Source organism: Citrobacter sp. wls613, from assembly GCF_005281195.1.
GTDB lineage: Bacteria > Pseudomonadota > Gammaproteobacteria > Enterobacterales > Enterobacteriaceae > Citrobacter > Citrobacter gillenii.
The window spans coordinates 106,778-114,893 of record NZ_SZXN01000069.1 but is presented as its reverse complement, the minus strand read 5'-3'; the positions used below and the strand labels follow the sequence as shown (position 1 = coordinate 114,893).

The following is an 8,116-nucleotide window of genomic DNA, read 5'->3' as shown; positions in this document are numbered from 1 at the left end:
TGTCGCTGCCGATATGGCGGCTGATATCCGGCACCATGGGGGCGAAGGAGAAGAACGCGGCATTCCCTGACCCCATCAACGCAGAAATCGCAAAGGTGATCAGCGTCATCAGCAGGATTATCGAGGCGGCACTGAGACCAAATTCACCGGAGAGTGAAAGCAGCGCGTCGACTGCACCAATGGCTTTTAGCCCGGCTGAAAAAACTTCACCCGCGATAATCAACGTTACGACGGTGGCAAACACGCTGCCCATGCTGTCGAAAACTTTTTGCACGCCAGCCATCACTTCACGAGCTTTGCGATGACGCCAATACTCGCAAATCAGCGTAATGGCCAGGCTAATCAGAACGGCGGTATCCAGCGTAATTTTGAGCGAGCTAAACAGTAAATCACTGCACAGCAGCATCAATACCAACGGTAGCATCGGCAGAAACAGCCAGGCGATCGGGGCGTGGGTTTCTTCTGTGGCGGTCAACGTTTGCATCTGCTGGGTTACATCGCCGCCGCTTTCTCGGCGATCGAAAAAGCGTTGGACGACAATATGGAGCAGGGCGATGAAAAGAATGACCGGCACGACGATGGGAAGCTGATCGTGAACAAAATAGTTCACCACCTCGATACCCGCTGTTTTGGCGGCAAGAACCGAGTTACCGGAACCGGGGCCGAATTCAACCGCACAGGTACTGGCGATAACGGCGGCGACGGCGGCACGGCTGCAGCCAAGGCGGGTGAGCAGCGGATAAAGCGTTGCCATCAGCAACAAACCCAACCCCGTAGCGCTACTGATAAACAGCGACAAAAATTGCCCCAGCAGCAACGCCAGCCCTAGTAGGAGATATGGCGAGTTCAGACGCTGTAATGGACGCGAAGTCACCCGAACCAGCACCTGACTGGCACCAATGGCTGACATATAGGTGGCAAAGCCGCCAATCAGCATAATTTGCAGACCAAGGCCACCCAGGCGCACGCTCAGGGTGTCGCGGATAAACTCAAACGCATCAAAGGGGCCAAACCCGGTGCTTTTCTTCACCAGGCTACTGAGCGTGGTCATTCCGCTAAAATGGGCGATGAGTAGTAATACAATCCCGGTGAGCAGCAGCACGGACTGGGGATGGTACTTTTTCAGGATCAGCCGTCCGGCAAAGACAATGGCGACTAGCGCCAGCAATAAAGACATTCTTTTCTCCTCACTCAAAGTTGCCGTTGACCAAACACTCTCCATCGCGCAGTAACGGCCTACCCGCGGCAAACAGGTGCGCCAGCGACAGGTCATCATTGAGGACGCAAATATCGGCGCGTTCTCCGGCACAAAGCTTGCCGCCGGAAATTCCCAGCGAGCATGCAACGTTTGCCGTCATCATGGCCACGGCCTGTGCGATCGGAATGCCCGCATCAATCAGGCGAGGGAGCAGTGCAAGGTTACCGCCTACCGGCGCGGCCGTGAGTCCTTCAACCATACCCTGAGCATTAAAGCGCGGCACGCTGCCATTGCCATCTGAGCTGATGGTGATGCGATCGGCTGGAACCTGAGCCTCCAGCGCGTGGAGAATGGCCTGTTCCTGGGGCATAAAACGGCTACCGCCAGACGTCACGTCAATATGGCCGCCGCGATGGGCGAAAGCGATCGCCTGGTTGAACAGGGCTTCGGTTCTGGCCACGTGAGTCGGTGAAATATGGTGGATCGGAATACCGGCATCACAAAGCGCAGTAAGTTGCGACATGCCTTCCGGCAGGTTGCCCAGGTGCACATGCAGCAGCCCTTTTTTCCCCGCCAGCAGTGAGGCCACGCGGATATCGCTGACGATTCTCAACAGCTCCTGGAAAGAGGGATATGAACCCCGATGATCGGCGAGGGCGATTTTAACGCCGAGAATGGCCGGGATAAAGGTTATGTCATCGCGAATGGATTGCGTAATCGTCGGGCTGGGTACCGCGTAAGCCCCAGTGTGCATAAACGCACGCACGCCCTCTAGATTCAGTGACTGCATTTTGGCGTACAGATCTTTGGGCGAGCGAGAAATGGCATCGGTGCCCAGCACGCCGACGACCGTCGTAATGCCAGCTTGAAGCAGATCGCGCAGTTTTACGGCAGGCGTTCGGCTGGCAAATCCTGCTTCACCACCGCCGCCGGTCAGATGGACATGCTGGTCGATAATCCCCGGAATTACCCATTTACCCCGGCAATCGATGACCTCGTTGACGCCATCGAAACGTGAAATATCGTTGCCTACCGCCACAATACGATCGGCATATATGAGCAGAGAGCAGAGGCCTAAATCCTCCGGGGAAAAGACACGGGCATTAGTCAGTAAAGTAAACATATTAGTCCTGTCAAACGTCAAGGGGAGGGAGACTCGGCAGGTGAAACAGAATATTGTTGTTATGCGGTCCACACTAAAGCCATTACTATAACTGTGACTATTTCCGATTTGTTATCGGAGGATACGGATATGGAATGGTGGAGAATGCGACGTGGATAGTAAGTGGTTAGATGATTTCCTGGCTTTAAGTCAGCATGGGAATTACTCCCAGGCCGCCATACAGCGGCATATTACTCAGCCTGCGCTAAGTCGGCGTATTAAAGCGCTGGAAGAGACGTTAGGCGTCCCGCTATTTGATCGTACCACGACACCCGTTACGTTAACCCGTTATGGTGAACGGTTTGAACCCTATGCCCGGCATGTCCTCAGTATGCTGACGGAGGCGCGTCATGAGCTGGCCGCCATGATGCCGGCAACGGAAAATACGCTGGTGATGGTCAGTCTTCACACACTGTCGGTGAATATCCTGCCTGACATGATCAATTACCTGCGCCAAAGCGAACCGCAATTAAGTTTTACGGTAAACGCCAGCATCCAGGGAATTGATAATCACTTTAACGCGCTGATAAACCGGCAAATTGATTTTCTGGTGACCTACGATTTGCCGTCTTCGCAGCCGGGGCTGGAGATTGTCGGGGGGCTAAAACGCTCATTGTGGCGATATGAGCGGTTCATCCCGGTGATTTCAGCCCAACTGGCGGACAAGCTTGATTCTCCAGATGCTCCGATCCCCTGGCTTTGCTACAGCGACTATACCTTTGTCAGACGCATTATCGATCCGCTAGAGCAACAGGTTCACCCACGACTGAAAAAGGTCTTTGAGAGTGGGTTAAGCGAAACAATCCGGGAAATGGTGCTGCGCCATATGGGAATGGCATGGTTACCCGAGTCGATGGTGGCTGAAGAATTAGTGAATAATGAAGTTATCCACTGTTGGCCAGATAATTCAGATCTGATAGGTGAAATCCCGGTCGTTGTTTGGGCAAACCTTGACGATCAGCGACCCGTGATGCAGCGATGCTGGGATAAATTGCTGCGTTTTTGATTGATGTGGCGATTTTTTCTTCAGTTGATACAATACACTTAAATTGCCCTTGCGAAGGTTATTCGCATTGGTTAGTATTCACACCCGCTTCAGTGGGAAACAGTTAAACATTCCCGCTTTAATGGTCGAAGCATTGGTACGCGGCAACTCCGCAAGGAACAGGTTGATTATGCACGAAGCTCTTTTAGTAGTTTTCCTTATTGTAGCAATTGGCCTGGTAGGCTTGATCATGCTGCAGCAAGGCAAAGGCGCTGATATGGGAGCCTCTTTTGGCGCAGGCGCTTCTGGTACACTGTTTGGTTCAAGTGGTTCTGGTAACTTCATGACCCGAATGACAGCTGTATTGGGAACCTTGTTCTTCATTATCAGTCTGGTGCTGGGTAACATGAACAGCAATAAGACCAATAAAGGAAGTGAGTGGGAAAATCTGAGTGCACCGGCGAAAACCGAGCAAACTCAGCCAGCTGCTCCGGTTCAGCCGACCAGCGATATCCCGCGCTAATAGTAGTATCTGTGCTGAGGTGGTGGAATTGGTAGACACGCTACCTTGAGGTGGTAGTGCCCTAACGGGCTTGTGGGTTCGAGTCCCATCCTCAGTACCAATATTCCGAAAGAAAGACGCTGAAAAGCGTCTTTTTTTTCGTCTGTATGTTGTGAACCGTAGGTGTGCGTAGTAGCACGTAGGCCTGATAAGCGATAGCGCCATCAGGCATGTCCTGCAAATTGTCGGATGGCGGCTACACGCCTTAAATTCCGCGCATAAAAAAGCCGCTTGCGCGGCTTTTGTCATTTCTGTTGGCGATTACTTCGCTTTGTTTTCTAGATTCTCTACCTGCGGCAGACCGGTGGCGGAAGAGGCGGTCAGCAGGCCTGACTGGGCGTAGCCGAACAGCTTCTCACGGGTATCGGTAATATCCAGGTTACGCATAGTCAACTGACCGATACGATCGTCCGGTGAGAAGACGGAATCCCCTTTCTCCATGGTCAGACGTTCTGGCTTGTAGGTCAGGTTGTCGGAGACGGTATTCATAATGGAATAGTCGTTACCGCGACGCAGCTCCAGCGTAACTTCGCCGGTGATTTGGCTCGCAACCCAACGTTGCAGACCGTCACGCAGCATTAGCGCCTGGGAGTCAAACCAGCGACCTTGGTACAGCAGACGACCCAGTTGGCGGCCGTGAGCGTGATACTGCTCAATGGTATCTTCATTGTGAATACCGGTCAGCAGACGCTCGTAAGCGATATGCAGCAGCGCCATCCCCGGGGCTTCGTAAATACCACGGCTTTTCGCCTCGATAATACGGTTTTCAATTTGATCGCTCATGCCCAGACCATGACGGCCGCCAATGCGGTTGGCTTCCATCATCATCTCAACATCGTCGCTGAAGGTTTTGCCGTTCAGCGCAACTGGATGTCCCTGCTCAAAACGTACGGTTACTTCTTCCGCCGGGATCTTCACGCTTTCATCCCAGAACTTGACGCCCATAATCGGGTTAACGATCTTCAGGCTGGAGTTAAGGAATTCCAGATCTTTCGCTTCGTGCGTAGCGCCGAGCATGTTGGAGTCAGTGGAATACGCTTTTTCGACAGACATTTTGTAGTCGAAACCGCAGGCGATCATAAACTCAGACATCTCATGGCGACCGCCGAGTTCGTCAATGAAGTCAGTGTCCAGCCATGGTTTGTAAATCTGCAGTTCGGCATTGGTCAGCAGACCGTAACGATAGAAACGCTCAATATCGTTGCCTTTATAGGTACTGCCGTCACCCCAGATATTCACACCGTCATCTTTCATGGCGGCCACCAACATGGTGCCGGTCACCGCGCGGCCTAGTGGCGTGGTGTTGAAATAGGTCAGTCCGCCGGTGGTATTATGGAATGCACCACATTGAATCGCTGCGATCCCTTCGGCAACCAGTTGCTTGCGGCAATCAACCAGGCGAGCGTTCTCAGCACCATATTCCATTGCACGGCGAGGGATGGCGTCATAGTCATCCTCATCCGGTTGTCCCAAATTCGCAGTATATGCATATGGGACAGCCCCTTTTTGTCGCATCCACAGCAGTGCAGCACTGGTGTCCAGGCCGCCAGAAAAAGCGATACCAATACGTTGACCTACCGGGAGATGCTTGAGAATCGTCGTCATAAAATAAAACCCTGCTTGATAGACTGGTGAAGAGGTTGGTTTTTTATGCTAAGTGCATTTTTATGCAAAATAAATGAGTTTTCATTTAATCACCTTTTAACGGTGACAGGAAGAGTTTAGTGATAATTTCGTTAAATAACGGCGTTGAAGGCAGATTTATCTTTGTTGCACTTTGCTAAATTTGCGCAGGCTGGCATTCATTCATTTGCATAGTAGTAACAAGGTTGACATAAGGGATAGAAAATCAATATACTGTGCGCAGATTTTACGTCCCGTCCTCGGTACCAAATCCCAGCAGTATTTGCATTTTTTACCCAAAGCGAGTAAAATTTGCCACGTTTCAGGCGCGGGGTGGAGCAGCCTGGTAGCTCGTCGGGCTCATAACCCGAAGGTCGTCGGTTCAAATCCGGCCCCCGCAACCACTTTCCCTTAGAGTTCTTTTTCAAATATACTGTGAAGACTTAGGCCTTCGTAGCTGGATTTGAAAAAAAATTCTTTCGGAAGGTTCTCCGAACCGCAGGTGCGGTTATAGGGTTCAGTTATCTAAAGCCCCGATTTATCGGGGTTTTTTGTTATCTGATTACAGAATAACTGGGCTTTAGGCCCTTTTTTTATGTCTTGGGGGTGGGCTTGTCCACATTAGAGCAAAAATTAACAGAGATGATTAAAGCACCAGTTGAAGCCTTGGGCTACGAGCTGGTCGGCATCGAATTTATTCGTGGTCGCACATCCACACTGCGCATCTATATTGATAGTGAAGATGGCATCAATGTTGATGATTGTGCTGATGTGAGCCACCAGGTTAGCGCCGTGATGGACGTTGAAGATCCGATCACCGTTGCTTATAACCTGGAAGTCTCCTCACCGGGTCTCGACCGTCCTATGTTCACGGCTGAACACTACGTGCGTTTCCTGGGTGAAGAAGTCACGCTGGTTCTTCGTATGGCGGTACAAAATCGCCGTAAATGGCAGGGCGTTATCAAAGCGGTGGATGGTGAGATGATCACTGTCACAGTCGACGGTAAAGATGAAGTGTTCGCGCTGAGTAATATCCAGAAGGCGAACCTGGTTCCCCACTTTTAACAGTCTGGATTGAGGTGAAAAGCCCGCGATGAACAAAGAAATTTTGGCTGTTGTTGAAGCCGTATCCAATGAAAAATCGCTGCCACGCGAGAAAATTTTTGAAGCGCTGGAAAGTGCGCTGGCTACAGCAACAAAGAAAAAATACGAACAAGAGATCGACGTTCGCGTAGAAATCGATCGTAAAAGCGGTGATTTCGATACCTTCCGCCGTTGGGTAATTGTGGAAGAAGTCACTCAGCCAACCAAAGAAATTACTCTGGAAGCCGCACGTTACGAAGACGAGAGTCTGAACGTGGGTGAATACGTTGAAGACCAGATTGAATCAGTCACCTTTGACCGTATCACCACCCAGACGGCGAAACAGGTTATCGTACAGAAAGTACGTGAAGCTGAACGTGCGATGGTTGTTGATCAATTCCGCGAGCACGAAGGTGAGATCGTCACCGGTGTGGTGAAGAAAGTTAACCGTGACAACATTGCGCTGGACCTCGGCAGTAATGCTGAAGCCGTGATCCTGCGTGAAGACATGCTGCCGCGTGAAAACTTCCGCCCGGGTGACCGTATCCGTGGTGTTCTGTACTCCGTTCGCCCGGAAGCACGCGGCGCGCAACTGTTTGTGACGCGTTCCAAACCGGAAATGCTGATTGAACTGTTCCGCATTGAAGTGCCAGAAATTGGCGAAGAAGTGATTGAAATTAAAGCGGCGGCTCGCGATCCGGGTTCTCGTGCGAAAATCGCGGTGAAAACCAACGATAAGCGTATCGATCCGGTGGGTGCTTGCGTAGGTATGCGCGGTGCACGCGTTCAGGCGGTTTCTACCGAACTGGGCGGCGAACGTATCGATATCGTCCTGTGGGATGATAACCCGGCACAGTTCGTGATCAACGCAATGGCGCCTGCAGACGTCGCGTCTATCGTGGTGGATGAAGATAAACACACCATGGATATCGCGGTTGAAGCCGGTAACCTGGCTCAGGCGATTGGACGTAATGGTCAGAACGTCCGCCTGGCTTCACAATTGAGCGGTTGGGAACTCAACGTAATGACCGTTGATGACCTGCAGGCTAAGCATCAGGCTGAAGCGCATGCTGCTATTGATACCTTCACCAAATATCTCGATATCGATGAAGATTTCGCGACGGTTCTGGTAGAAGAAGGTTTTGCTACGCTGGAAGAGCTGGCCTACGTGCCAATGAAAGAGCTTCTGGCAATCGACGGCCTGGATGAAGCAACCGTTGAAGCGCTGCGCGAGCGTGCTAAAAACGCACTGACCACTCTGGCACTGGCCCAGGAAGAAAGCCTCGGTGATAACAAACCGGCTGACGATCTGCTGAATCTGGAAGGATTAGATCGTGATATGGCCTTCAAACTGGCTGCCCGTGGTGTTTGTACGCTGGAAGATCTCGCTGAACAGGGCATTGATGATCTGGCTGATATCGAAGGGTTGACCGACGAAAAAGCCGGTGAGCTGATTATGGCTGCCCGTAATATTTGCTGGTTCGGCGACGAAGCGTAATAAAC

The 8,116-nt window shown here is 51.6% G+C and carries 7 protein-coding genes and 2 tRNA genes; 6 read left to right on the top strand and 3 right to left on the bottom strand.

Going from position 1 to position 8,116, the window contains the following annotated elements; genetic code table 11:
• Both dcuC and iadA read right to left on the bottom strand, forming a co-directional pair.
• A partial coding sequence (dcuC, locus tag FDX01_RS17255; protein WP_249361007.1) for a C4-dicarboxylate transporter DcuC occupies positions 1 to 1,177 on the bottom strand: 1,177 nt, incomplete at its 3' end.
• A 10-nt stretch (positions 1,178 to 1,187) separates the two neighbouring features.
• On the bottom strand, positions 1,188 to 2,321 hold the full coding sequence (iadA, locus tag FDX01_RS17250) for a beta-aspartyl-peptidase (protein ID WP_137400199.1): 1,134 nt from the start codon (positions 2,319 to 2,321) through the stop codon (positions 1,188 to 1,190).
• Positions 2,322 to 2,472: 151 nt separating this feature from the next.
• Between iadA and FDX01_RS17245 the strand changes: the two genes are divergently transcribed.
• The 3 genes from FDX01_RS17245 (at position 2,473) to FDX01_RS17235 (ending at position 3,968) form a co-directional block, all read left to right on the top strand.
• A complete protein-coding gene (locus FDX01_RS17245; RefSeq protein ID WP_135911331.1) occupies positions 2,473 to 3,366 on the top strand; it encodes a LysR family transcriptional regulator in 894 nt (297 codons plus the stop codon).
• A gap of 169 nt (positions 3,367 to 3,535) precedes the next feature.
• Positions 3,536 to 3,868: a preprotein translocase subunit SecG gene (gene secG / locus FDX01_RS17240; protein ID WP_137400198.1), complete on the top strand. Its 333-nt coding sequence runs from the start codon at positions 3,536 to 3,538 to the stop codon at positions 3,866 to 3,868.
• A gap of 13 nt (positions 3,869 to 3,881) precedes the next feature.
• Positions 3,882 to 3,968 (top strand) — tRNA-Leu (locus FDX01_RS17235).
• A gap of 200 nt (positions 3,969 to 4,168) precedes the next feature.
• Here FDX01_RS17235 and argG read toward each other — a convergent pair.
• Complete coding sequence (gene argG, locus FDX01_RS17230) at positions 4,169 to 5,512, bottom strand: argininosuccinate synthase (RefSeq protein WP_115257395.1); 1,344 nt, start codon at positions 5,510 to 5,512, stop codon at positions 4,169 to 4,171.
• Positions 5,513 to 5,857: 345 nt separating this feature from the next.
• On the opposite strand from argG, the gene FDX01_RS17225 reads away from it, so the two are divergent.
• The 3 genes from FDX01_RS17225 (at position 5,858) to nusA (ending at position 8,111) form a co-directional block, all read left to right on the top strand.
• Positions 5,858 to 5,934, top strand: a tRNA-Met gene (locus FDX01_RS17225).
• Between the two features lie 208 nt (positions 5,935 to 6,142).
• Positions 6,143 to 6,595, top strand: a complete 453-nt coding sequence (gene rimP, locus FDX01_RS17220; protein ID WP_135911333.1) for a ribosome maturation factor RimP — start codon at positions 6,143 to 6,145, stop codon at positions 6,593 to 6,595.
• A gap of 28 nt (positions 6,596 to 6,623) precedes the next feature.
• Positions 6,624 to 8,111 (top strand): transcription termination factor NusA, encoded by a 1,488-nt coding sequence (gene nusA / locus FDX01_RS17215; protein WP_096755531.1) that lies wholly within the window; start codon positions 6,624 to 6,626, stop codon positions 8,109 to 8,111.
• Positions 8,112 to 8,116: the final 5 nt, after the last annotated feature.

Excerpts from the sequence above, each read along its gene's own strand:
- nusA (WP_096755531.1), top strand. The coding sequence starts at position 6,624 with ATGAACAAAGAAATTTTGGCTGTTGTTGAAGCCGTATCCAATGAAAAA.
- iadA (WP_137400199.1), bottom strand. The coding sequence starts at position 2,321 with ATGTTTACTTTACTGACTAATGCCCGTGTCTTTTCCCCGGAGGATTTA.
- argG (WP_115257395.1), bottom strand. The coding sequence starts at position 5,512 with ATGACGACGATTCTCAAGCATCTCCCGGTAGGTCAACGTATTGGTATC.
- secG (WP_137400198.1), top strand. The coding sequence starts at position 3,536 with ATGCACGAAGCTCTTTTAGTAGTTTTCCTTATTGTAGCAATTGGCCTG.